The sequence below is a fragment of the Aeromonas sp. Marseille-Q7275 genome (genome assembly GCF_965119515.1).
Genome location: NZ_CBCPLW010000013.1, coordinates 50672 through 76215, shown reverse-complemented (window position 1 = coordinate 76215; position 25544 = coordinate 50672). Strand labels below are relative to the sequence as shown.

22 protein-coding genes are annotated in these 25544 nt (G+C 63.9%); all 22 read right to left on the bottom strand.

Translation table 11 applies throughout. The annotated features are described in order from the left end of the window. Positions 1-274: 274 nt before the first annotated feature. The 22 genes from ACWPWQ_RS13545 to mshL all read right to left on the bottom strand — a co-directional run bounded on the left by ACWPWQ_RS13545 (position 275) and on the right by mshL (position 25535). Entirely contained in the window at positions 275-1081 is an 807-nt protein-coding gene (locus tag ACWPWQ_RS13545; protein WP_202047754.1) for a carbon-nitrogen hydrolase family protein, read from the bottom strand. 19 nt (positions 1082-1100) lie between these two features. Then, positions 1101-1688, bottom strand: coding sequence for a nucleotidyltransferase domain-containing protein (locus ACWPWQ_RS13540; protein WP_454010024.1), 588 nt, complete (start codon positions 1686-1688; stop codon positions 1101-1103). Beyond that, the gene (locus tag ACWPWQ_RS13535; RefSeq protein WP_454010023.1) at positions 1685-2017 is read right to left on the bottom strand and encodes a Dabb family protein; all 333 of its coding nucleotides are present in this window, start codon (positions 2015-2017) and stop codon (positions 1685-1687) included. The genes ACWPWQ_RS13540 and ACWPWQ_RS13535 overlap by 4 nt, the downstream gene beginning before the upstream one ends. 34 nt (positions 2018-2051) lie before the next feature. Continuing rightward, positions 2052-5954 (bottom strand): YhdP family protein, encoded by a 3903-nt coding sequence (locus ACWPWQ_RS13530; RefSeq protein WP_454010022.1) that lies wholly within the window; start codon positions 5952-5954, stop codon positions 2052-2054. Then, the gene (gene rng / locus ACWPWQ_RS13525; protein WP_025325452.1) at positions 5955-7424 is read right to left on the bottom strand and encodes a ribonuclease G; all 1470 of its coding nucleotides are present in this window, start codon (positions 7422-7424) and stop codon (positions 5955-5957) included. Positions 7425-7503: 79 nt separating this feature from the next. Next, a complete protein-coding gene (locus ACWPWQ_RS13520) occupies positions 7504-8091 on the bottom strand; it encodes a Maf family protein (protein ID WP_202047758.1) in 588 nt (195 codons plus the stop codon). 51 nt (positions 8092-8142) lie between these two features. Continuing rightward, on the bottom strand, positions 8143-8628 hold the full coding sequence (gene mreD / locus ACWPWQ_RS13515) for a rod shape-determining protein MreD (protein ID WP_025325450.1): 486 nt from the start codon (positions 8626-8628) through the stop codon (positions 8143-8145). Then, positions 8628-9536, bottom strand: a complete 909-nt coding sequence (gene mreC, locus ACWPWQ_RS13510; RefSeq protein WP_139439229.1) for a rod shape-determining protein MreC — start codon at positions 9534-9536, stop codon at positions 8628-8630. The genes mreD and mreC overlap by 1 nt, the downstream gene beginning before the upstream one ends. 41 nt (positions 9537-9577) lie before the next feature. Further along, entirely contained in the window at positions 9578-10618 is a 1041-nt protein-coding gene (locus ACWPWQ_RS13505) for a rod shape-determining protein (protein ID WP_005308111.1), read from the bottom strand. A gap of 216 nt (positions 10619-10834) precedes the next feature. After that, entirely contained in the window at positions 10835-14101 is a 3267-nt protein-coding gene (locus tag ACWPWQ_RS13500; RefSeq protein WP_454010021.1) for a DUF6701 domain-containing protein, read from the bottom strand. Positions 14102-14301: 200 nt separating this feature from the next. Then, complete coding sequence (locus tag ACWPWQ_RS13495) at positions 14302-14772, bottom strand: MSHA biogenesis protein MshP (protein ID WP_454010020.1); 471 nt, start codon at positions 14770-14772, stop codon at positions 14302-14304. Next, the gene (locus ACWPWQ_RS13490) at positions 14762-15604 is read right to left on the bottom strand and encodes a PilW family protein (protein ID WP_454010019.1); all 843 of its coding nucleotides are present in this window, start codon (positions 15602-15604) and stop codon (positions 14762-14764) included. Before ACWPWQ_RS13490 ends, ACWPWQ_RS13495 begins: the two co-directional genes overlap by 11 nt. Further along, entirely contained in the window at positions 15604-16179 is a 576-nt protein-coding gene (locus ACWPWQ_RS13485) for a type IV pilus modification PilV family protein (protein WP_454010018.1), read from the bottom strand. Before ACWPWQ_RS13485 ends, ACWPWQ_RS13490 begins: the two co-directional genes overlap by 1 nt. After that, on the bottom strand, positions 16166-16648 hold the full coding sequence (locus ACWPWQ_RS13480) for a pilus assembly FimT family protein (protein ID WP_454010017.1): 483 nt from the start codon (positions 16646-16648) through the stop codon (positions 16166-16168). The genes ACWPWQ_RS13485 and ACWPWQ_RS13480 overlap by 14 nt, the downstream gene beginning before the upstream one ends. Before the next feature lie 67 nt (positions 16649-16715). Continuing rightward, a complete protein-coding gene (locus ACWPWQ_RS13475; protein WP_408839308.1) occupies positions 16716-17162 on the bottom strand; it encodes a prepilin-type N-terminal cleavage/methylation domain-containing protein in 447 nt (148 codons plus the stop codon). An 18-nt stretch (positions 17163-17180) separates the two neighbouring features. Next, a complete protein-coding gene (locus tag ACWPWQ_RS13470) occupies positions 17181-17840 on the bottom strand; it encodes a type II secretion system protein (protein WP_454010016.1) in 660 nt (219 codons plus the stop codon). Between the two features lie 76 nt (positions 17841-17916). Beyond that, a complete protein-coding gene (locus tag ACWPWQ_RS13465; RefSeq protein ID WP_454010015.1) occupies positions 17917-18378 on the bottom strand; it encodes a hypothetical protein in 462 nt (153 codons plus the stop codon). 220 nt (positions 18379-18598) lie between these two features. Beyond that, entirely contained in the window at positions 18599-19819 is a 1221-nt protein-coding gene (locus ACWPWQ_RS13460; protein ID WP_454010014.1) for a type II secretion system F family protein, read from the bottom strand. A gap of 3 nt (positions 19820-19822) precedes the next feature. Beyond that, entirely contained in the window at positions 19823-21532 is a 1710-nt protein-coding gene (mshE, locus tag ACWPWQ_RS13455; RefSeq protein WP_265435466.1) for an MSHA fimbrial ATPase MshE, read from the bottom strand. Between the two features lie 195 nt (positions 21533-21727). Beyond that, on the bottom strand, positions 21728-22888 hold the full coding sequence (locus tag ACWPWQ_RS13450; protein ID WP_454010013.1) for a tetratricopeptide repeat protein: 1161 nt from the start codon (positions 22886-22888) through the stop codon (positions 21728-21730). Continuing rightward, positions 22885-23775, bottom strand: coding sequence for an ExeA family protein (locus tag ACWPWQ_RS13445; RefSeq protein WP_139439239.1), 891 nt, complete (start codon positions 23773-23775; stop codon positions 22885-22887). The genes ACWPWQ_RS13450 and ACWPWQ_RS13445 overlap by 4 nt, the downstream gene beginning before the upstream one ends. A gap of 77 nt (positions 23776-23852) precedes the next feature. Next, the gene (gene mshL, locus ACWPWQ_RS13440; RefSeq protein ID WP_454010012.1) at positions 23853-25535 is read right to left on the bottom strand and encodes a pilus (MSHA type) biogenesis protein MshL; all 1683 of its coding nucleotides are present in this window, start codon (positions 25533-25535) and stop codon (positions 23853-23855) included. Between the last annotated feature and the right edge of the window lie 9 nt (positions 25536-25544).

Below are 25544 nucleotides of genomic sequence, written 5' to 3'. Positions count from 1 at the left end.
TCGATGCGAGATGTCGTAACGGTTAATTCATCCGGTGTGGCCCGGTGACAAGTTCGTATTCGTAGGGTGCAATGAACGAAGTGAATTGCATCGCCAACCCAAAGACAGACACAGGTGCAATGCGCTTCGCTTGTTGCACCCTACGTCAATCAAGCAAACGGGCGTGCGCCATAACGGGCAAACGGCTGCGTTTTAGTTCTTCGCCACACCATCAGAGCAAACGGGCGTGCGCCATAACGGGCAAACGGCTGCGTTTTAGTTCTTCGCCACACCATCACAACAAACGGGCATGGGTCAGCACTGGCATGGTGCGTTTCAATTCGTCGACCAGCCCGGGCTCCATCTTCACCAGCACGGTGGCAGGGCCCGAATCCTGGCAGGCCAGCACCCGGCCCCAGGGATCGATCACCATGCTGTGGCCCCAGGTCTGGCGCCCCGTCTCGTGGGTGCCCCCCTGATTGGCGGCCACCACATAGCACTGGTTCTCGATGGCACGGGCCCGCAGCAGCGGCTCCCAGTGCGCCTCTCCGGTCACGGCGGTGAAGGCGGCAGGCACCAGCAGCACCCGGGCGCCGGCCCGGGCCAGCCGGCGATAGAGCTCGGGGAAGCGCAAATCATAACAGATAGAGAGGCCGAGGGGACCAAAGGGAGAGTCCACCAGCACGCACTCCTGGCCCGGGCTGAAGGTCTCGGACTCCCGGTAGCGGCCGTGGTTGTCCGCCACGTCCACGTCGAACAGGTGGATCTTGTGGTAGTGGCCCTTGAGCTCGCCGCCGGGATCGAACACCAGGGAGCTGGTGTGGATATGGTCGGAACCGGCGATGGTGGTGGGCATGGCCCCGGCCACCAGCCAGATCCCGTACTCCCGCGCCCAGGCGGCCAGCTGGGTCTGGATGGGCCCCTCACCCAGGGCCTCTGCCCCGTCCAGATAGCCCTGGCGCTCGCCGAACAGGGCGAAGTTTTCCGGCAGCAGCACCAGCAAGGGGCGCTCCCTGGGCAGCGCCGCCAGCTCGGCGGCAATCTGTGCCCGGTTATCCTGCCAGTGACGGCCCGAGATCAACTGTATTGCAGCTAACCACATGGTTCTCTCCTTGTCCGCGTTACTCGCGGTCCACAATATTCGGGTCTTTATCCATCTCTGCCAACAGTTTACGCAGATGATGCCTGACTAATCCCCGTTGTCCCCGCTCCGCCCATTTGAGGCAATCGAACAACTCCCATACCAGACCATTACCGTCCCCCATATAGGCAGGGAAATCCCAATGGCTGGGAGCGGGCCCCGCGACCTCCAGCGCCGATAGAGAATGGGTTTTATCAAAAAGAGGCAAGTAAGGCTTGGCAAGCGGGAAACCGGCATCGCGATCAAGGATATGGATCTCGATGCTGGACATATCCAGAAAGATATAGCGCCAGTAGGAACAGACATTTTCATGTCTTCCTTGCCAACAGTGGAACACAGCACGTTCACCCACGATGGAACGTACCAGCTCTTCCCCATGCTGATGAAAGCCCGGCTCGGCCAGCAACAAGACATCGACATCAGAGACCCGGTCCGCCTTTCCTTTGGCAAGCGAACCAACCACCACCCCGGCACCAATGGCGGGATGGGCTTTGCCATATTCCACCACGGCTCGCAACAACGCGAATTGCTGCGGTGGAATCTTGCCCCAGCGCTCATCCTCCATCATGACAGCGCCCCAACAACAGCCGCATCGCCGGCCTGCAGGGTGTAATCCAGCACTATGATACGTTCCAGAACCGGGCGGAAGATGGCCTTGAGAGCATCGTGATCCGGGTGGGGAAGATAGCGCTGGCGGGCTGCCTCGTCGGCAAAGGTCATCAGCACGCTGTGGGTGAAGTCCTCGGCCCGTCCCTCCGGGCTGTCATCCCGCCCCCACTCCACCGCCAGCACGCCGCTGACCTGATGGGGGATAGCGAGGAAGGCGGCGCGCACCGCGTCTATCTGTTCGGGCAGAGTGTCCGGCTTGAAGGCGATCAGCAGGATATGTCGGATCATGGCTCACTCCTTGTGATGGTGCCGGGCCACTCGTTCAGCGCCGGGCAGGTTCGCCGGGCTTGGGGGTCAGCAGGAAGGGGGTGACCTCCTCGGCGGGCAGGTTCGGCGCCACCGCATCCACCGCCTGCTTCTGCTGCTGGTTGAGCTTGATGCGGGCGCGATCCCGGCCGGCCTCGATCAACTTGGGATCATCCAGCGGGCCCGAGACCCGGAAGTCGATGCGGGTCACCACATCCACCACGGGCTCCAGCAGCTTGGAGAGGGCCAGCACATAGAGCCCGGTGATCGGGGTCAGGGAGAAGGCCGCCACCACCGGCAGGGTGCCGCCCAGGTTCGGGGAGAAGCTCAGATCGTAATCGAGATGCCAGCGCACCAGATCGGCGATGCCCTCGCCACGCAGGTTGCCCGCCGCCCCCTTCATGTAGAAGTCGTTGTTCTCCACCACCCCCTGCTTGATCCTGGCGGAGGCGGACATGGACTCGAAGTAGAAGCCCTTGTCGAACACGTCGCGAAAATCGAGGCGCAGCTTGCGCATCAGGGAGTCGAGGCTCAGCAGGGAGAGCAGGCGCGCCCCCTTGTCGTTGACCTCCCGCAGGGTGCCCCCCTCCAGCTGGTAATCGGCACTGCCTGCCAGGGTCGGCAGATCCAGTCGGTAGGGCACGTCACGCCAGTTCAGATCCAGCGCCAGCTTGCCCGGCGCGTCGCCTATGGGCGAGGTGAAGCCGAGTCGCTTGAGCAGCAGTTCGCTGTTCTGGGTGCTGAGGTGGGCACGGGCACGGGTCTGCATCTGGCCGGGCCGCGCCAGCCACTCGGCGCTCCCGCTCAGGGTGCTGCCGGCGAGCCGCATCTCCAACCCCTTGAGATCGAGCCGGTTGGCGCCGGGCACCAGTTCCCCTTTGAGCTCCCCGAGGGGCAGGGCACCGAAGCGGCAATCCACGCAGCTGAAGGTGAGCCAGGGAATGGCATCCATGATGGCCTTGTCCTGCCTCGCATCGGGCTCGGGGCTGAGGTCGGATCCCTTGCCTGACCAGTGAATACGGGCGAACTTGGCGTCTATGGGCTGCCTGTCCGTCACGGGAATGCGCACCACTCCCATCACCTCGGGGCTGTCGATCATCACCTCGGTGGCCAGGTTCACCGGCCCCACGGTGAAGTGCACCGCCTTGAGGTTGGCGCTGCCGATGTCGGCCTGGGCGAGCAGGCCATCGACCCACCACTCCTGAGGCAGGAAGGCGGGGCCGACCACCGCATTGCCGCTGCTCCCCGCCTCCTTGCCCGGCAACCAGCGCGTGAGCCGCGCCAGCCAGCCGGCCACGTCGGCCTGGGGCTGATTGATGGCGAGCAGCATGGGCTTGTCTTGCAGCACCCTGGCCCCGGGCTGGCCGACGTTGACCCGCACCCGGCTGAGGTAGGCCGCCCCCTCGCCATATACCAGCCGGCTCTGCATATCCACATCGGCCCCCAGCACGGCGCGAATGTCGGCGCTGCCGTCGCGGCCCCGTGCTGTGACCTTGAGGGGGAGCCGGCTCCCGGGCGCCTTGGCGAGCGGCACCGGCAGATCCAGCCCCATCCCCTGCAGGTTGGAGTCCAGCGCCAGCTGGAAGCTGAAGGCCTTGTTCTCGGGCAGGGTCAGCCCCAGGGTCCCCGTCCAGTTGCTGCGCCCCTTGAGCATCTCGAGGGCGGGGATGTCCTGGCGCTGGCGGCTGCTGTCCCAGAGGCCCTTGAACTTGAGATCCGCCTGATAGCCGTGGGGCAACTGCTTGCCCCGGTAATCCAGGGTCAGCGGCTGGTTCCAGAGGCTGGCCTTGAGGTTGCTGAAGTGCGTGTGCTCGTTGTCATATTCGAGTCGTCCCTGCACCTTCTCCAGGGGCAGATCCAGGGCGGCGATCCTGACGCTGTTGTCATGGAAGTTCGCCTCTCCGCTGGCCTTGACCTCGCCCTTGCCATCCAGGGGGATGTCGAGCTTGACCGTGCCCTCCATGGGGCCGCGGATCTCGACCTCCCGCAGCGCCTGACCCACGGAGCCCGCGAGGGGAGACTCCTGCAGGTAACCGCTGATGGCCTGCCCCTCCCCCTGGACCTTGGCATCCACATAGAGGTGCGCGCCGGGGGAGAGATCCGGGATCCAGGCATGCACGGCGTCGGATCTGGCCTTGCCGAGCCGGGTGGCGCTGCTGCGCATATCCAGACCCGCGTTCTGGAACAACAGATCGATCTGCAGGTCGGTGAGTGGCTGCCAACCGGGGAAGAACTCGTAGGTGGCCCGCTCCAGCGGCACGGCAACCTGGAAGACCCCCTGGCCCTTGTCGTAGGGGAAGTCACGGAACTCGCCATACCAGAGCAGATCGGCCCCCTTGGCCTTGCCCCCCTTGATGGCGCCGCTCAGGTAGTCCACCAGGCCGTCGCTCATCACGGCCAGCGGATAGTAGCGATCCGCATGGGCCGCATTCTTCACGTCGATGCGGCCGGTCAGGGCGAGGAAGGGGTGCTCGAACAGATCGAGGCGGAAACGGCTGGCGAGGCTCAAATCCTCGTTATCCAGCGCTATGTCCTGGCCGTAGAGCACCCAGCCTTGGGTCTCCCGCCACCAGTCGAGGCGCGCCGAGAGGCTGTCGACCGGGATCGGCACCTTGAAGTGTCGGGCGGGATCCACCTTGCCCTTGCCCAGGGTCAGGCGGGCACTGCCTCCGGCCGGGGTCAGCCAGAAGTCGCCGTCCAGTTTCTGCAGCCCGGGCACGTCGTGCCAGGCTCTGGTCTCGAAGCCCCTGAGCTGGCCGCTCAGGGAGAGCCCCTGCCAGTCGCCATCGGCCTGCAGCACCAGCTCCTGCACCTTGCCCTTGGGCTGGGTGTGCTTGAGGGTCTTGGTCAGCTCGGGATAGAGGCCCGAGACCAGCTGGCTCAGGTTGGCCATCTGGTTGAGATCGATGGCAGGCACATAGCCCTGGATGCGGGAACCGACCCGCTCTAGCTGCAACCGGCTCTGCAGCCAGGTCGCCCCGTCGAGCTTGAAGGTCACGTCATGGCTGGCGAGCTGCCACTCCTCACCGTCGCGCCGCAGCTGGATCTTGCCCCCCTGCAGATCGAGCCGGTGCGGCTCCCCCTTGACCTCGTCCTTCCAGATCAGGTGGTTGTTACCAAAGGCCAGCAGGGAGTTGCCGAGCCTCCCCCCCTCGAACTCGCTCCACAGCTGGAAGTCGAGCTGGCCGGTCACCCTGGGTTCGCCAGCGTGGATCCGCGCCAGCATGGGGCTGATGTCCAGCTCGCTGGCCCCCAGGTAGAGCTGGCCCTTGAGCCTGTCGAGGCGCACTTGTGGGGCATCCACGTCGATGATGAGATCGATGGCGCTCTCGCCCACCCCGTTGATGAGGTAGGCCTTGCCCACCCCCTGATGGCGCTTGCCGCGATTCTGCCAGCGCAGTTGGGCGATGTTGAGGGCGCGCACCTCTCCGAGCGCCGTGGTCACGCTCAGGCGGCTGTCATGAATGTCGAAGGTGGAGAGCTGGGTCAGCAGGAAGCGCAGCAGGGCCCGCTGCTGATCCGGGCTCTTCTCGCCGGTCGGGGCGGCCGGCTGCGCCAGATCCAGCGCCATGTCGCCGTCGCTCAGCAGCAGCTGGCCGAACACCGGCTTCCAGTCGTTGAGGGAGCGCCAGAAGTCGAGGTGGGCCCACACCTTGCCAAGGCGCAGGGAGAAGCGCCCCGAATCGGGGGCGATGGCGAGCCCTTGCAGCTCGAGAGCCGGGCCGCGCTGGGTCCAGCTCAGCCCGACATGCTCGACGCTCACCTCCAGCTGGCTGTCGCCGAGCAGGGTGGCGATCAGCGCCTGCCTGTGCTGGTTGAGCAGGGGGCCGCCAAGGCGTACCACGCTGACCAGGATGGCCAGCAGCACGAAGAAGACCCCGAGGGCTAACCAGCCCCGACTCAGCCAGCGGTAGATCAATTACATCATCACCACATCGAATTGTTCCTGCCCACAGAGCGGCTCCGTCACCACCCTGACCTGCTTGCCGATGAAGACTTCCAGCTCGGCCAGACTGTGGGACTCCTCCCCCCGCAGGTAATCGGCCACCGAGGGGGCCGCATAGACGGTGAACTGATCCGCATCGTAGGCGCGGTTGACCCGGATGATCTCCCGCAGGATCTCGAAGCAGACCGACTCCACCGTCTTGACCCGGCCGCGCCCCTTGCACTCGGGGCACTCGGAGCAGAGCACGTGCTCCAGGCTCTCCCGGGTGCGCTTGCGGGTCATCTCCACCAGCCCGAGCTGGGAGAAGCCGTTGACGTTGGTCTTGGCCCTGTCTTTGGCCAGCGCTAGCTCCAGGCTGTGCAGCACCCGGCGGCGGTGATCCTCGGACTGCATGTCGATGAAGTCGATGATGATGATGCCGCCCAGGTTGCGCAGCCGCAGGTGGCGGGCGATGGCGGCGGTGGCCTCGACGTTGGTGTTGAAGATGGTCTCTTCCAGGTTGCGATGGCCGACGAAGGCACCGGTGTTGATGTCCACCGTGGTCATGGCTTCGGTCTGGTCGATGATGAGGTAGCCGCCGGATTTCAGCTCCACCTTGCGCTCCAGGGCGCGCTGGATCTCGTTCTCCACGTCGTAGAGATCGAAGATGGGCGACTCGCCGGAGTAGTACTCCAGCTTGTTCGCGAGCTCGGGCACATACTCCCCGGTGAAATGCGAAAGCAGCTCGAAGCTCTGGCGCGAGTCGACCCGGATCTTGTCGAGCTCGGCGCCGACGAAGTCGCGCACCACCCGGAAGGCCAGGCTGGGATCCTCGTAGAGGATCTTGCAGGGCGGGTACTTCTGCTTGCGCTCCAGGATCTTGCGCCACAGGCGTTTGAGGAAGGCGGCGTCCTGCTCCAGCTCCTGCTCCCCCACCCCTTCGGCGGCGGTGCGGATGATGTAGCCACCCAGCTCGTCCACATAGCCCGCCACCGTGCGCTTGAGGCGTTCCCGCTCCGCTTCGGACTCGATGCGCTGGGAGACGCCGACGTGGGCACTGCCCGGCATGAACACCAGGTAGCGGGACGGCAGGGTGATGTCGGTGGTGAGACGGGCACCCTTGGTGCCCAGGGGATCTTTCACCACCTGCACCATGATGTCCTGGCCCTGGCGCACCAGCTCGGCGATGTTGCCCGCCTGGAACTGCTCCTTCTCCTTGATCGCCACGCACTCGGTGTGGGGCACTATGTCGGAGGCGTGCAGGAAGGCGGCCTTGTCCATGCCGATGTCGACGAAGGCGGCCTGCATGCCGGGCAGCACCCGGCTGATCTTGCCCTTGTAGATGTTGCCCACTATGCCGCGCTTGGCCTGACGTTCTACATGCACTTCCTGCAGCAGCCCGTTCTCGACCAGGGCGACCCGGGTCTCTGAGGGGGTGACGTTCACCAGCAGTTCTACTGACATAAGTTACCTTGCCTTTCTAGTTTTGAATTCTGGCACGACGAACAACGGGTAACTCAGCAGCGAACTGCTGACGAGGGGATTACCGAGTCTGCTCGAGGTGCTGCTTGATCAACAGATCCGTCTCCAGCAGGGGCAGGCCGACCACGGCGCTGTAGCTCCCCTCGATGCGGCTGACGAACTTGCCGGCGATTCCCTGGATGGCATAGGCACCGGCCTTGTCGCAGGGTTCACCCGTGCGCCAGTAGGCCTCTATCTCGGCCTCGTCCAGCTTGCGGAATGCCACATTGGTGGTGACCAGCCGCACGTCGCAGCGATCCGGGGTGGCCAGAGCCACCGCCGTCATCACCTGGTGAACCTTGCCGGAGAGCGCCTCCAGCATGTCCTTGGCATCGAGCAGGTCGGAGGGTTTCTCCAGCACCCTGTCTCCCAGCACCACTATGGTGTCGGCCCCCAGCACAGGCAATGGGGTCGGGGCCGCGGCCACACCGGCCATCGCCTTGTCACGGGCGAGCCGGCAGACGTAATCCTGGGGCTTTTCGCCCGCCTCCCGCTGCTCGGGCACATCCAGCCTGAGCACCTCGAAGCGGTAGCCCAGCTGGGTCAGCAGTTCGTGCCGGCGGGGAGAGCCCGAGGCGAGATAGAGTTGCAGTTCGTTGTGCTTGTTCATATTCACTCAATGAGATGAGACGCAGTTACAATCCGTTGTTTTTGCTCATGTTCACTTGATATTGAAGCGACGGCGTACCTTGCGCAAGACCATAAAAATCCAGGGCCATATTAACATCGTTGTCAACGTCGACCAAAAATAGGCCAGGTTGAGGCTGGCCCGGCTGAACAGGTGCTCGGCCCAGAACACGGTGATCTTGCCCACCAGGGAGAGCAGACCGATGATCAGCGCCTGCTGCCAGAGGGAGAAGTTGCGGATCTTCTGGAACTGGAAGGCCGCCAGATAGGTGGTGATGGCCATGGCCATGGCCCGCACGCCGAGGGTGCTGCCGAGCAGCACGTCCAGCAGCAGGCCCGCCACCCAGGCGGTGCCGACGTTGGTGCGGTGCGGCAACGCCAGCGCCCAGTAGATGAGCACCATGGCGAGCCAGTCCGGCCGGAAGGGTTCGAATTGAAAGGGAAGCGGCAGGATCGAGAGACACAGGGCCAGCAGGATCGAGATCCAGATCCAGATCCTGCCGCTGGCGGGTTGCAGCATCAGCGCGTCGCCTCCGCCGCCGAGGTGGCCGTCGCCGCAGAGGGCGCCGCCACCGGCGCCATGGCCTCGTCGTCATGCACTTCCGGCTTCTTGTCGGTCCACAGCAGCAGCAGGTAACGCAGCCTGTCCAGCGCCACCAGGGGCTTGGCCTCGATCTGGGCGAAGGGCTTGCCCTCCACGTAATCGGATCGGGTCACGGTCGCCACCGGATAACCTTCCGGGAAGCGGCCGCCGAGGCCAGAGGTGACCAGCAGATCGCCGACCTGGACGTCGGTGTTGCGCGGCAGGTTGCGCAGCTCCAGCTTGTCCAGCTCGCCGCTGCCGGAGGCGATGGCGCGCAGATCGTTGCGCAGCACCCGCACCGGAATGCCGTGGCTGGAGTCGGTGATGAGCAGGACGCGGCTGGTGGTGGAGCCCACGTGGAGCACCTGGCCGACCACCCCCTGATCGTTGATCACCGGCTGGCCGTTGTAGACGCCGTCCAGCGCCCCCTTGTTGATCAGCACCTGATGGCTGAAGGGGTCGGAATCCACCGACAGCAGCTCGGCCACCATCTTGCGGGACTCCTTGTGCACAGGCGAACCCAGCAGCTCGCGCAGACGCTGGTTCTCGTGCTCCAGCTGATCCAGCTTGAGCAGGCGGGAGCGCAGGGTGAACAGTTGCTGCTCCTGCTGCTTGGTCTGCTCGATCAGGCTGGATCGGGTCTGCACCTGGGTCGACATGGTGTCGAGCAGGGTGCCTGGCGCGTTGGCGATGTATTGCAGCGGGCTGACGAGGGAACTCAGATAGACGCGGACGTGCGTGAACACACCGAAGCGGGAATCCGCGACGATGGCAGCGACAGAGATGATGACGGCGAGAAACAACCGTAACTGAAGCGAAGGGCCTCTACCAAAGATGGGTTTCATGAGTCGTCAAAAAAGAGCCGGCGCTCGGCCGGCTTTGGGTCTTATTCGTAGTGGAACAGATCGCCACCGTGCATATCGATCAGTTCCAGCGCCTTGCCACCGCCACGGGCGACACAGGTGAGGGGATCTTCAGCCACGACGACCGGGATGCCGGTCTCTTCCATCAGCAGACGGTCGATGTCTTTGAGCAGGGCGCCACCACCGGTCAGCACCATGCCGCGCTCGGAGATGTCGGACGCCAGCTCGGGCGGGGACTGCTCCAGGGCGACCATGACGGCGGAGACGATGCCGGACAGCGGCTCTTGCAGCGCTTCCAGGATCTCGTTGGAGTTCAGGGTGAAGCTGCGCGGTACCCCTTCGGCCAGGTTGCGACCACGGACTTCGATCTCGCGCACCTCTTCGCCCGGGTAGGCGGAGCCGATCTCGTGCTTGATGCGCTCGGCGGTGGCTTCCCCGATCAGGCTGCCGTAGTTGCGGCGCACGTAGCTGATGATGGCTTCGTCAAACTTGTCGCCACCGATACGCACGGACTGGGAGTAGACCACACCGTTCAGGGAGATGATGGCCACTTCTGTGGTACCACCACCGATGTCCACCACCATGGAACCTGTCGCTTCGGAGACCGGCAGGCCGGCACCGATGGCGGCGGCCATGGGTTCATCGATCAGGTAGACCTCGCGGGCGCCGGCGCCCAGCGCGGATTCCTTGATGGCACGGCGCTCGACCTGGGTGGAGCCGCACGGCACGCACACCAGCACGCGAGGGCTGGGGCGGAAATAGTTGTTGTCGTGAACCTGCTTGATGAAGTGCTGCAGCATCTTCTCGGTCACGTAGAAGTCGGCGATCACGCCGTCCTTCATCGGACGAATGGCGGAGATGTTACCAGGGGTACGACCCAGCATCTGCTTGGCGGCATGACCGACGGCAGCGACCGATTTGGCGTTCCCGCGCTCTTGGCGAATGGCGACAACTGAGGGTTCGTTAAGGACGATCCCTTGATCTTTTACGTAGATCAGGGTGTTGGCAGTTCCCAAATCGATCGACAGATCGTTGGAAAAGACGCCTCTGAGCTTTTTGAACATGGCTACGGGAAATCCTAAGAATTTGGAGGTGCAGAAAACCGGCTAACTTTACCAATGCCCACCCCAATGGGCAAGCGCTCAAACTGTCGCCAGTCAATCAAGCGCGACAAAAATGCGAGTCATCACTCACCCGCTCAGGCCGACAAACACTACGAAACAAGGAGATAAGACGCAGGCCCATCCCAAAGCGCCCCTCTCCCTGTCCCCATATCATTTTCAGGGCATCACTTCGCGGCGATAAATAATGCGATCGTTGCCCCGGCCCAGGCCGAAAATCGCCATGCCTTCCAGACTGTCAGGGTCAGAAAGCCAGAGTGGTCGCCGCCCGGGTTGTTGCTCTGACTCAGGTTGCTTGCCCAGATCGATCCGGAACGGAATGCGCACCGCCCTGTCCGGGGCAGCAAACTGCAAGGTGATGACCCCATCCTTCGCCCTCTCCACCATGCCGCCGGGGGCGATCGGGCCAAGGCCGAGCCGGATCCGGGTGTTGCCATCCAGCGCCAGATCGCCGCTTCCCTCATCGAAACTCTGGCTGCCATCGGTGAACTCGATGCCCCCATCTTGCAAGGAGAGACGGGTACATTGATCCGCGTTCATGGCGTGCCAGGCACCCGCCTCGTGATATTGCAGTTGCAGCGGCACCGCCAGCCCGGCCGTGGCCACCCCTTGGCGGGTGCCGGCCTGCACCCGGCCGAAGTACGCCTCCATGGGCACCTCATCGATGAGCCTGGCATTGCAGCCGGCGCCACTGCATGACCCCGGCTGTCCGTCGTTGAAGTCGGGACTGGCGATCAGGGTCTGCTCACCATCGTTGTCTTTCATATAAAGGCCAAACGACAGGGCCCGATAGGGGCCGTCTGGCTGACCATCGGTGCGGCGGACAAACTCGGTCGGCCCCTTGAAGTCGGCCTCCCCTGCCGCCCAGGGTAGCGGCCCCAGACTGCGCAGCCGGGCTGAGAGCGACACCCCATCCTTGTTGTTGGCCGCACTCAGGTAGGCATCCCCCTTGGCGAAGTCCCCTCGATAGTTTTGGGTTGTCTCGCCAAACTGATTGCGGGCCTGAATATTCAACTCCGCCAGGAAGGGTTGACCCATATAGGAAAACGCATCGCAGGCGGGGACTATGTTGCCGCTCACCAGGTTGAAGTCCACCGGGATGAAACGCCCCACAGGCACGCTGGCTGCGGGCGGTATGGTGTAGTTGAAATAACCTGCCGCCGGCGGGGTCGCCGTCATCCGGAACACCCCGACCTCGTTGACCGACTGGCCGACGGTGTTGAGGTTGCTGCTGCCCTTCTGGTTGGAGTGGTCGTAGCGGGACGTGCCGACCACCGCCCCGTTCCCGGGCTTGGGTGCCACCAGCTCGCTGCCGAGGGCAATATTGGCCAGCGCGAAGTTGGGGGTTGCCAGGTTACCACTGCAGAGATCGCCGTCTTTGTTGGCCTGCCAGGCCACGGCCTGGATATTCAGTGAGAAGGTCTCCCCGGTTTTCTTGAATACCGGGCAGTTGGCGGCGTAGTCAGCGTTGGTCGCATTGGCGCCGCGCATACACTCTCCCTGTGGTGCCTTGATGCAGAGCCCGACCGGGCGGCTGACAAACAGATCCGAGCCCGTCATCACCAGACCCGCGGTATCCCCGCTGCCATCGTGACGGGCGTGGAGCCGCATCTGGCCCGCATCCGGATAGTTGACATTTTTCAGCGTCGCCTTGCCCTGACTATCGAAGTTCACGTTGATGACAGTGCCCGTCGGCGAAGCCACATTGGCGGCATAAGTCGAGACCGAATTTCCCTCTATCGTGACCTGACTGCCAAATGTATTGGCATTCGGGGTGACATAAGAACCCCAGAAGCTGACCGGCTTGCTCACGCTGGCAAAACCGGGAACGCACTGCTTGGTAATATCGTCTTTCTTGACTGCGCTGATCACCACATCCTGTGGCTTGTTGGCATAGGTATCCAGCACATCAAACACAAAGCCGCTGTCGGCAAAGCTCAAGGTACAGGCGGCGGCGCTCAGGGCACCACTACCCGCTCGGCACAGGGTTTGGTGCTGGAATACCGGCGTCGAGCCGGCCACGCCCATGGTCACGGTGCCCGCCGTGTTGTTGTGCAGCCGGGCCGTGGCCGAGCCCCCGCTGAAGGTCAGCTGGTTGCCCCCCACCCAGCCATTGCTGGCGGTGTCGGGGGTGAGGCTAAGGACCGCGCTGACCTGCTCGGTGACGAGCCGGGAACAGCTCGCATCGGCACATGCCCTGATGACCACAGTCTCGGGGTTGCAGGTGAGCGCCTGGCCGGAGTGATCGAACTCGAAGTGATCGATCTGGGTTCCGCCCGTGCTCCCCCCGCAGCTGTTACCACCGAGGTCCACCTTGTCGACGGCATCCTGATCGAAGTAGTAGTCACCGTTTCCGCTGATATCGACATTGCCTCCCGTCGCCAGCGCCCCCTCGAGGGTGGAGTTGCCGGCCATGCGGACATTGCCCGCCACATAGACGACGGCATTGATCTGGTTCTGGCCGGCGATGGAGAGATCACCCTTCACGTAGATGAAGAGATGCTCGGGCGGATTGCGGAGGTTGAGCCTGGCGTTGTTCAGGTCGAGGTTGTTGAAATAGATCCTCGCCGTCACGCCGGTGGCGATGATCTCGGCCTGGTTGCTGATGCTGCCGTCGTCGAAGTCGTGATCCCCGGGCCCAAAGCTGTTGCCACTGTGGCCGGTACAGCTGGTGCCACTCCCCTGCTTGCTGCACACCAGGTCCCCAAGGGGTGGCACCAGCACACCGGGGGGCGGTGTCATGCTGACCCCCTCCATCGGGGGATCGGTGAAAATATCTTTGCAGGTGGAGAAGGCCTCCTCATAAATAACCTTGCTGTTTCCTTTCAGACTGACGTTCTTCGCGCTCAGCTGGCCACGCAACACCACCTGATTTTCGAAGGTGGCATCCCCTTCCGCATAGAAGGTTCCCGCCAGTTGGTCGCTGCCGGTCAGCGTCATGCTGCCGACCACATAGGCCTTGAAACCAGATCCCGTCTGCAGTTGCGAGTCGTTGTGGGCGGACATATTGCCCTTAACATAAAACGAGGTCGTGCCAGTACCAACTAGCTTGATGAGGCTGCCCCCATTCAGATTCAGGTCCCCCTCGATGATATAGGTCTTGCCCGCCGTCAGCGTCATCACGCCACGATTCTGCATGGTCAGATTTTTCATCACATAGGTGGTGTAACTGTCCGAGAAGCTGACATTACCCGACTCATTGGAATTGACCGAACCATCTATGGTCAGGTTGCCCAGATCCCAGCGACTGCCGCTGGCTGGCTTGCCGTAATTCGGAGTGGTACCGAGGATGACCGTGGGAGTAGTCCAATTCGCAACTGTATAACTGGCAGAATCCGTACTGCCTGGAAATGTGGGCCGAGTCTGCTTCAAGCTGGCAACGCCGGTTATCTGGCATTTGCCCGAACCACAGGCTTGTGAATTCATTTCATAGTCATAACCAGCGACACGTTTGAAACAGACCTCCAGGCCATTGTAATTCTCCACCCGTGCACCTGACTGCATGTAAAGCGTGCCAGCCGCGTCATGGCTCTGGATCGGGCCAGGGAAGATGCTGTTGCAATCCAGTGCTGCCTGCACAGGCAAGCCGAACAGCAGTAAAAACAGAACGGAACAAAGACGACCTATCACGGCATCACTCCATCAAAGGCTTCCGCCACCAGGGTGCGGCTGACGGCAAAGCCCGGGTTGGCGCCCGCTGCCTCTGTGCCACAGGTGCCCAGGCTGGTGAGCCGGTAGGTGGTGCTGGTCTCTCCCCCCTGGCTGGCCTGGATCTCATTGCAGCTCACCGAGACCCGGCACCCGCTCAGGCCGGGATCCTTGTCGAATGCCCGGGACGCCGCCACCCTGGTGCAGGCGGCGGGCAACTCGGCGCCACTGCGATTGGGAAACAGCTGATAGAGGGCGATTTCCAGCCCGCTCTGGGCCGCCATCAGGGCACGCACCCCGCGCACCTCCACCGTATTCTTCTCGCCGCTGTCCACCAGGAAGCGGCCCATGGCCGCCGCCAGCAGGGCCATGATGACGATGACGAAGAGGGCGACCATGATGGCGCTGCCACGCTGGGGCGCCAGCCTGCGGGGGTGCCTAGGGAACATTGAGCGTCTCCAGCTTGTGGTTGAAGAGGACGCGCTCGCCGCGCTGCTCAAGCTCCATCCGCAGTCCCACCTCGCTCTGGCTGAAGGCGGCAGGTTCACGGTAGAAGTAATAGAGCGCAGGGCGGATATGCTCGGCCATCAGGGCCGGCGTGCTCCCGTGAAAGTCAGTGCCTATGGCGGCGCTGGCCCGGGTCAGGGCGGCATTCGTCACGCAGTAACGCACCTGCTGACGGGCAAAATAGATGCGCTGCCCCGGCGACTCCTTGGCGAAGGTGTCATCCATCGTCAGCGGCAAGGCCCCCGAGACCGGGCTCCCCACCGAAATAACCCTGGCCACGCAGTTGCCATGGAGGCACCCCTGCTCCAGGTTGAGAGCCGGATCGGCAAGGGGGTAGACGATGGCCTCGTCCTCCTCCCGGGGCAGCACCTCGGGCTCCACTATGGTGAGCCCGCCGCTGGCCGCTGAGCCCAGATAACGGCTGGCGGTGGCGATGGGCCAGAAGCGCAGGCAGGCCCCCTTATCCAGAGGATTGCCCCCCTCATCCTCGATACGCACCGAGCCCGGCACCGCATCGCGCAGCTCGCGGTTGAGCCGCTCCAGGGCGAAGCGGGCATCGCTCATCAGCTGCTCCCGGCGGCTGACATCCCCGTAAATCTGGGTGCCGATGCCGATAAACTGGCTGGTAAAGGTGGCCATGACCCCGAGCAGCAAGATCACCATCACCAGTTCCACCAGGGTGAAGCCCCGTGCCCGCCCAGGTCGGACGCGGTACCGGGCTGTGGTAACAGATGCGTCATCGGACGCGGCATAACGGGAATGCGGCTTGCCCATCAGTAGTTCCCCCGGTAGAGGGTGAAAGCCAGCTCGCTCTGGTCCGGCAGCCGCACTGTCAGGGCGACGCGCTTGCCGATGGATTCGGCCCCCAGGCCCGGGCTCCCGAACAGGGTATCCGGGGTGACGGCGATCCTGACCTGATAGTGGCGATACTCCTGGTCGCTGACCCCCTCTGCGTCCGTCTGGGTAAACTGGTTGGCGTCCACCCAGTTGCCCGCGGTATCGAAATCATCCACGTCGTTGAACTCGTAGGGGCGCGTCTCGCCCCCATCCGGGCCGTAATCGGCGACCGGGGTGCAGGCGGGATAGGTTATCGCAGGGGTGCCGACGGTCTCGGCGCAGCGAAAACGGCCGCCATTGTGATCCGAGTGTTCATCGAAGGATTTTTGCAGCACCTCGCCGAGGATCCGCTGGGCCAGCTGGGCGCCCCGCACCTGCTGCACCGGATCCACCCCCTGGGGTGCCTGATTGATGAGAAGCCCCAGGATGCCGGTCAGCGCGATGGCCAGCAGCACTATGCCGACCACGAACTCGATCAGGGTGAAGCCGCGACGGGCCTTAGGGGATCGCATGGATATACCCTTCCGGCTCGATGCGCAGCCGGGCGCTCTCCTGCCCGCTGCTCACCACCAGGTTGCAACCATTGACGCAGGTGGAGGGTGAGAGCGGCCGGCCGCTGCGCTTGTCGAAAGTAAAGTTGCCTTGCGGCAGGGTGATGCCGCCGGAGGCCGTGACGACGCGTCCCCGGCTCCGCTCGTCCGCATTCCATTTATCTATGATGGACCCGGGCGCACAACTGCCCGCCTGGGTCAGGTGAGCGAAGCGACTCTGCTCCAGCACCAGCTGGGTGCAGCGCGCCTCCCCTTCATGCATGTTCATGGTCTGCACCAGCCGCAGCCGGGTCACCAGCTCGTCACGCAGGGTATGGGTTTCAAAGCCGCCTTTGCCCAGCCACTTGGGCACGGCAAAGGCGGCCAGAATCCCGAGCAACAGGATCACGATCACCAGTTCAATCAGGGTGAAGCCCTTGGCTGTCGTCATTCACGCTCTCATCGGGAATATCGTGGATAAAGAAAAAGCGAGGCCGAAGCCTCGCTTACCAAGACAATTAATCGCAGTTCTGCAGCTCAGTTTTGAAGGGAGCGTCTTCACTGGTTGCAGCAGTGTATTTTACGGTGCAGGTATTGCCGCTGGTATTCGCAGGAGCAAAAGTTGACTCGAGAGCGGTTGCGCCAGAAGCTGCGACCCAACCATCCAGAGTCACTGCAGCGGAAATGGTATTTGCGGTCGGGTAGCCATAGATGACCTTGACACCAGTCATCCCGGTCAAGTCTGTACCACCTGCTGCAGATGCCTTTTCCTGCCCATTCAGAGCCGCCTTGCTGTAGACCAGATTGGCAGCGCTGGACAATGCAGCCTGCACGCCCTGCGCGGCAGACTTCTTGGCATCATCCTGCAGATTCAGGAACTTGGGCGCGGCGGTGACCGCCAGAATGCCCAGGATGATGATCACGATCACCAGTTCGATCAGGGTAAAACCCGATTGCTTTTTCATTACGTTTTCCTCTGTTTATCAATTGATATTGGTAGTCACCTGGCCGGAGGCCGGGCGGTAACTGAAACTCATGTAGGCATCGGTGCTCCCTTGCGGGTCCTGATAGCGCCCATCACTTCCCTTGCTCAGGCTGTTGACCAGATAGTAACGGCAGACCGAATCCAGTCCATTGTTGCTCACCGTGGCATAGAACTTCAGGTCATTGCCGCTACCGCGCACCTCGTCAAAGTTGGCAGTAGCCTTGGGAGGATTCTGCAACAAGCCCTCCCAAATATTGAGGCAGCGGGCCGCCGTCAGATTGGCCGGATCCACATCTGGAGCGCCGCTCGCCACCGTGTCCATGGGATAACCGGGGGAGAGCTCGCCGTTGCTGACCTGGCTGTCGGTCGGCGTGGTCAGATAGAAACGGGAACCGTCGTACAGCACAGTGTTGAGGCTGTCCTGCTTGGCACGCCCTTCGGCTTCCCACTGGGCCCGCACCAGAGAGACCGCTGTGGCGAAACCGCCGGATACCCCTTCCACGCTGGCCTTCTTCGCCTCGTCGGTCACGTCGAGAAAACGGGGCAAGGCGGTGACGGCCAGGATCCCCAGAATCACGATGACGATCACCAGCTCGATCAGGGAAAAACCGGCCATCTGACCCGGTCCCTGACCGGCGCTCACTCTATTTGCTGCCATGCTGCCTCCGTAACGGTCCGCATTATTTCATGCAGATAGAAAAAAATCATGTTGCTGAAGCACTTGAGAGATCGACTCAAGGCTTCGTCAGTACCCGGCCATCGCTGAAACGGTAGAACAGCCAGTGCCCTTCCCAACCAAACTCGCAGCCGTCCCCATGCGAGCTGGCGAGTGCCTGCCAGGAGGGCAACCCCGGATCCTCGGGGCCAATCAGCGTCAGCCAGAGCTGGCGGCAGTTGGCGGAGGGTGACTGCAGCGGCAACACCGCCAGCGGCCAGCCCCGCCCATCGAACTGCCAGGCCACCCCTTCTGCATGCAGCACCTCGGGGCGCCGCTCATCGAGCCAGCGCCCGTGCAGTCGCTGGGCCCGCTCGGCAAATTGCTCCCCCAGCAGGCTCAGGCTGACCGCCAGCGCCTCCTCCCTGTGGCTGCGATAGCTCAGGGCCAGGGTGGCAAGGATGACCAGCAGCAGGACGCAGGCGATCAGCCGCCTGTAACCCCCCAGCCAGCGCTCATCCTGCTCGGACTGTCTGCTCATGCCTCCCCCGCACCTTGTCTACCACAAACAGCATGCATCACTGGCCCCGCACCGCTCGCATCATGTCCCACCATCAGGGGAGTGAAGATACCGTCTATTGACCGCGAACGGCACTCATCACGCCCCCCACCAGGAGGAGTGAAGATGCTGAACCACCTTACTGGCCGCGAACCGCTCGCATCATGTCCCACCATCAGGGGAGTGAAGATGCCGCGGCCTATCATTGACCCCGCACCGCTCGCATCATGTCCCACATGGGCGTAAAGATACCGAGCGCCAGCACCAGCACCATGACGGCCACTATGCCGATGAGGATCGGCTCTATGCGGGCGGTGAGGCTCTTGAGGTCATAATCCACCTCCCGCTCGTAATACTCGGCCGCCTCGTGCAGCAGCTCGTCCACCTGACCCGTCTCTTCCCCCACCGCGATCATCTGCATCACCAGGGGGGTGAACAGGCCGCTGGCCCCTGCGGTGCGCAGCAGGCTCTCGCCCCGCTCAATGCCCGCCCGCATGTCGCGGATCTGCCCCGCCATATAGGCGTTGTCCACCGCATCGGCCACCAGGGTCAGCGCCGTGTTGAGCGGCACCCCGGCCTTGAGCATCATGGAGAAGCTGCGGGCGAAGCGGGCCAGCAGGGAGCGCTCTATGATGGTGCCGACTATGGGCAGTTTGAGCTGCCAGCGGTGCCAGGTCAGCTTGCCCTGGAGGCTGGCGACCCAGCGGCGCCAGCCAAACACCATGCCCGCCAGGATGGCGAGCAGCAGCCACCAGTAGTGGACGAAGAAGTGGGAGGTGGCGAGCAGGATCCGGGTCGCGAGCGGCAGCTCCACCCCGAACTTGGCGAACATGCCGGCAAACACCGGGATCACCATGATATTGAGGATCACCATGGCGATGCCGATGGCCATCATCACGAAGCTGGGGTAGCGCATGGCGGTCTTGATCCGCTTGCGGGTCTCCAGCTCCAGATCGAAATAGTTGGCGAGCTGCAGGAAGGCCTCCTCCAGCTGGCCGGTGTTCTCGCCGACGTGGATGATGGCGACGAACAGACTGTTGAACACCTTGGGATGGGCCTGCATCGAGCTCGACAGCGGCCGCCCGTTGCCGAGATCCTCCCCCAGGGCATGGAGTGCCCGCTTGAGGGGCTTGCCGTGGGCGCTCTCCTCCAGCCCGGCGATGGCGCGCAGTATGGGGATCCCCGCCCGGGTCAGGGCATACATCTGGCGGCTGAACACCACCAGCTCCTCCAGTTTGACGCTCCCCTCCAGCAGCAGCGACCAGTCGATGCCGGCCGCCTTGGCCTTGCCCGCCTTCAGCTCGGTGGGCATCACGCCGCGGCGCATCAGCTGCTCGGCGGCGGCCAGCTCGCTGGCGGCCTCCACCACGCCGCTGACGGCCTGACCCTGGCTGTCGCGCCCCTTGTAGTTGAAGCTGCCCATGGCTTATCCCAGATCCTCGGCCAGCCTGAGCACCTCGTCCACCGAGGTGATCCCCTCCCGGGCATAGTCCAACGCCGTCAGGGCCAGGGGCCGGTAGTGCTCGTGCTCGCGCGCCGCCCGGGCAAAGCTCTCCGCATCGTTGCGACGCAGGGCATCCATCATGGGTTGATCCAGCTCCAGCAGCTCGTAGACCCCGATCCGGCCCGAATAACCGGTGAAGTTGCAGCTCTGGCAGCCCCGCCCCTTGCGATAGAGGTGCTGGCCGGGTGCCTCGCCGGAGAGCATGGTGAGCCAGGTGGCCTGTCCCTGATCCGGCGCCGTCTCGCAGGCGCAGTGTTCACACAGCCGTCGCACCAGGCGCTGGGCCACCACGGCGCGCAGGGCGCTCGCCACCAGATAGCCGGGCGCCCCCATGTCGATGAGGCGCAGGGCGCTGGTGACGGCATCATTGGTATGCAGCGTGGTCAACACCAGGTGGCCCGTGATGGCGCCGCGCAGGCCTATCTCTACCGTCTCGTTGTCCCGCATCTCCCCCACCAGCAGGATGTCGGGATCCTGACGCAGGGTGGATCGCAGCACCTGGGAGAAGGTGAGCCCTATCTTGGGGTTGACCTGCACCTGGTTGACCCGGGGCAGCCGGTATTCCACCGGATCCTCCACCGTGATGATCTTGTGGCTGGCCTGGTTGAGCTCGGAGAGGGCGCCGTAGAGCGTCGTGGTCTTGCCGCTGCCGGTGGGGCCCGTCACCAGTATCATGCCGTGGGGCCGTTTGAGCTGGCGCCGGAAGCGGCTCAGGATGGCCGGCGGCATGCCGGTCTCCGCCAGGGACAGTATGCCGGAGGATTGATCCAGCAGTCGCATCACCACCGACTCCCCGTACTGCACCGGCATGGTGGACATACGCACATCCACGTCCCGGCCGCGCACCTTCATGGCGAAACGGCCATCCTGAGGCAGCCGCTTCTCCGAGATGTCGAGCCCGGCCACCAGCTTGAGGCGCAGCACCAGCGCCTGGGCGATGCGCACCTCGCTCAGTATGTTTTCATGCAGCACGCCGTCGATGCGCTGGCGAATGCGCAGCACCTTCTCGTCCGGCTCTATGTGGATGTCGGAGGCCCCCACCTGCACCGCGTCCTCGAACAGGGAGCGCAGCAGCTTGGCCACGGTCGCCTCCCCCTCGTCACCGGCCCCGAGATTGCTGGATCCCAGCTCGAAACCGGCATCCTGATACTCTTCGTGCAGCTGTTCGGCGAAGCTCTCTATCTCCCGGGTGCGGCGATAGAGGCGGTCGAAATACTCCAGCAGCTGCCCTTCCCGCGCCACCGCCAGCACCAGTTCCCGCGGGCTGAGCAGGGCGGCGATGGCATCCAGGGCGCTCAGGTCGGCGGGATCCGACATGGCCACGGTCACCTTGTCGTCGCTGAGGTTGACCGCCAGCGCACGGTAACGGCGGGCCTGCACCTCGGGCAACAGGGTCACGGCCGAGGCGTCTATGGTGAGGTTGTTGAGATCGAAGAAGGGCACGTCCAGCTGGCGGGCGAGGAACTGCAGCAGCTGCACCTCGCTGATGAAGCCGAGATCGATGAGAGTGGTCCCCAGCTTGCGCCCGGTCTGACGCTGCTGCTGCAGGGCGAGCTGCAACTGATCATCCGAGATGATCTGCTCCTGTACCAGCAGGTCGCCGAGGCGCATTTTCAGTCTGGGTTGTGCCATTGCTACTCCGAATTACTGATTCTGATTACGCCGATGACAGTGATGAACCGCCACCGCGTCCGATTTCGCGCCCCTAATCGAACCTACGGGCTGATTTCGTTATTTCATTCCCACTGGCGTGTCCGATTACACGACCCTAATCATCCCGGGAGCCTGACTCGACCCCGGTCGGTTCCCTCTCCCCCTGGGAGAGGGTCAGGGTGAGGGCGTCAGCTGGGCAATCCGCTGTTCCAGCCAGCGGGTCGATGCCTCGCCCAGATCCCCGTGCAGCTGGGCATTGCCATAGGCGTCCAGCGCCCGCTGGCGGTGGCCCTGACCATCCTCCGCCACCCCCAGCCCCAGCCACCAGCGCCCCTGATCCGGCTGCTGGCGCAACAACTTGACGTAGAGCTCGGACGCCTGGGCTGGCTGACCCAGCTCCTGGGCGAGCCCCGCCCAGGTGGCGTAATAGTCCAGATTGGCGGCCAGGTCCGGCTGATAGCCGGTGAGCCAGTCCAGCGCCTTCTGGCGATCGCCGCCGCTGATGGCCACCCGGGCCAGCAGCAGCCGCAGATCGGCCTGGGCGGGATCCAGCCTCAGCCCCTCCTCCAGCACCTGGCTGGCCTCGGTCAGCCGTCCCTCGCCGTAGAGCAGGCCAGCGAGCTGTTCGCGCGCCCCCTGATTGTGCGGATCATGGAGCAGCACCTGGTAATAGTTGTCCTGGGCCTCCCGCATCTCGCCCTTGGCCATGGCGGTGGTCGCCTTGCGCTCGGCCAGGGCCGCCAGCTCGGGCTCGGAGAGATCCACCGTCTCTATCTTCAGCACGCCGGGTTTGCGGGGCGGGGCGGCCACCTCCTGAGGGGCAGCCTCCTGCTCTGCGGCCAGCTCGGCATAGAGATCCGGCTGCAACTCTTCGTCGCTCGGCGTGACCTCATTCTCCGGCGGCGTCTCGGCCAGGGCCTGTGGCGCCGGGGCCTCGCCGTCGACCTCCCCGCTCGCCGAGGATCTCGGCTCCATAGCGGCGTCGCCAGCCCTCGCCGCTATGGCGCCATCCACCCCAACCACCCCAGAGGCGGCAGCCCCACTGGGTTCGGGGGCAACGGCGACCACCTCGGCGGCAGAGGAGGCAGGCAGCGACGGCTCGCTCGCCGGGGCGAGCCGGGTGGTCAACTGAACCGTCGGCTGCGCCGTGCGCTGGCTCTGCTGCCAGTAGATCCAGGTGCGCCAGCCGAGGATGGCCAGTGCCAGGATGCACAGCAGGGTCAGCACCAGCATCCACCACCCCTGCTGACGCGCCGGCGCCACATAGACGGCGGCGCCATCGGATCCTGACTGGCGCTGCTCCAGATCTTTGAGCATCTGATTGATCACGCTCATGACCAGACTCCATAGGCCAGGGCTGCGCCCAGCAGCAGCAACAGGGGCCACCAGCGCACGAATGAGCCACCTCGGGCGTCATCGGTATCGCGAATGGCGAGGCGAACCAGGGCGCTGTCGATCCGGCGCGTCCCGCGGCCGTAGGCCAGCATCAGGCACTTCTGGGCCAGCACGTTGATGAGCCGCGGAATGCCGCGGGATGCCCGCCACAGCAGGCGCAGGGCCAGGCCGCCAAACAGGGTCGCCCCGCGATAGCCAGAGACGTGCAGCCTGTGCTCCAGATAGGCCCGGGTTTCATCGCACCGCAGGGGGCGCAGGCAGTAGGAGAAGCCGATGCGCTGGCGAAGCTGGCGCAGGTGGGGCCTGGCCAGCCGGACATCCAGCTCGGGTTGGCCGAACAGCACGATTTGCAGCAACTTGCTGGACTCCGTCTCCAGGTTGCCGAACAGGCGGATGGCCTCCAGGGTCTCGTCCGGCAGGGCCTGCGCCTCGTCGATCAGCACCACCACCCGGCTCCCCTGCTGGTGCAGGGCGATGAGGTGGCGATGGATGCGATCCGTGAGATCCAGCTCGCTCTCCCCCTGTACCGCCAGTCCCAGCTCCAGGGCCAGGGCGGTGCGCAGCTCCCCCGGGCTGAGGTGGGGATTGGGCAGCCAGGCCAGGCGTACCGGGCACGCCTCGGAGCCGAGCTCGCTCAGCAGCTTGCGGCAGAGCAGCGTCTTGCCGGTGCCCACCTCGCCGGTCACCTTGATGAAGCCCTCTCCCTGTGCCAGCGCCCAGTTCAGCACCTGCATGGCCTCCTCATGGGGAGGCAGGCCGTAGTAGAAGCCGGTGTTCGGGGTCAGGCCAAAGGGGGCCTCCTGCAAGCCGAAGTGACTCAGGTACATGAGGACGCCCCCCCCAGGCAGAGCTCAAAGGCTCGCGGCAGGGCAACACCGGGAATAGACCAATTCAGCATCATGGCTTAGCCCTTGGGCGGATACCATTTGTCGAGCAGCTCGGAGGAGCGTTGCAGCTCCTTCTGCCAGGTATCCTTCTCCACAACTGTCGGCTTGAGCAGGATCACCAGCTCGACCTTCTTGGTGCTCTCCCGGCGGTTGGTAAAGGCCTCGCCGACCCAGGGAATGTCCCCCAGCAGCGGCACCTTGCTGACGATCTCCTGCTTGTCGGTCTTCATCAGGCCGCCGATGACGATGATGTCGCCGTTGTTGGCCTGCACCACGGTATCCGATTCGCGAATGGCGCTCTTGGCGAGCGGCAGCACCAGGGGATCCGCCGTGCCGACGTTGATGGTCTTGCTCTGCTCCTCGGTGTCGATGACGGAGGGGTGGATGTGCAGCAGCACCTTGCCCTGCTCATCGATCTGCGGGGTCACGTCCAGGGCGATGCCGGAGAAGAAGGGGGTTAGCTCCACGTTCGGCGTGACGATGGGCGCCGAGTTGCCCGAGGTGGTGGTGGTGGTCGAGGCGTTGGTGACGAAGTATTCGTCCGTCCCCACCTTGATCACCGCCTTCTGGTTGTTGGTGGCGGTGACGCGCGGGCTCGAGAGGGTGTTCACGTCCCCCTGGGTCTTGAGCAGGCTGACCGCCACGTTGAAGTTGCCATCGGATATGGTGAAACCGGCGCCGCCCCCCAGGGCCCTGAAGATCTGGTTGGGGGTCGAGGCGATGGGGCTGTCGAGCAGGGAACCGCCCCCCGTGATGCCCTTGTTGCCGTCCCAGCTGGCGGAGAGGCCGCTCCAGTCCACCCCCTGCTCGTAGCCCTCGTTGAGGGATACCTCCAGGATCCGCGCCTCCAGCACCACCTGGCGCTTGAGGTGTTCGCCGGACTGATCCAGGAACTCGCGCACCGCTTTCAGCTCCTTCGGATAGGCACGCACGGTGACCAGGCCCGCCTGGGGACTGGTGATGACGGCCCGCCCCTCGCCGGTGCCGATCAGGGACTGCAGGGCGTCCCGCAGATCGGTCCAGTAGTCGTTGTTGCTGTCCGTCTCGATCCGGGTGCCGTTGCTGTTGTTGCTGTTGCCGTTGTCCCCGTTGGAGGAGCCGAGGTTGTTGTTGTTGCCGTTGTTATTGTTGCCACTGCTGTCGAAGTTGTTGTTGCCGTTATTGTTGTTGTCGTTGGCCGTCACCCCGCCGGTGCTGACCGAGGTGCGGGAGAGGCCGCGACGGGCCATCATCAGGTAGTTGACCGGGATGGTCTCGGTGCGCAGACCCGCCGGATAGACGTGAAACACGTTGCCCTTGCGCTGCACGTCGAAGCCGTACATGTCGCCGACCGTGGCCAGCGCCTCCTGCAGGGTCACGTCTTTCAACTCCACCGAGATGGCACCGGCCACCCCGGGATGGACGGCCACGCTGTAGCGGGAGCCCTTGAACAGGGAACCGAAGAACTCCACCGCATCGACGTCATGGGCCGCGATGCGCAGCCGTTTCTCCGGAACCGCCAGGGGTTGCTGGGGACGATTGAGCTGCAGCAGTTCGCTCTGCACCGAGGGAGGCAAAGTGGTCAGCGGCGCGGTCGGGGTCTGCTCCTTCATGGCCTGCTTGAGGGCGTCTTTGGCCTGCACCGGTTCGGGGTGCTGATAGCTGGTACAAGCCGCCACCGCCAATGCGAGGGGAAGCAGACAGAAATGGTGTTTTTTCATGTTATTGGT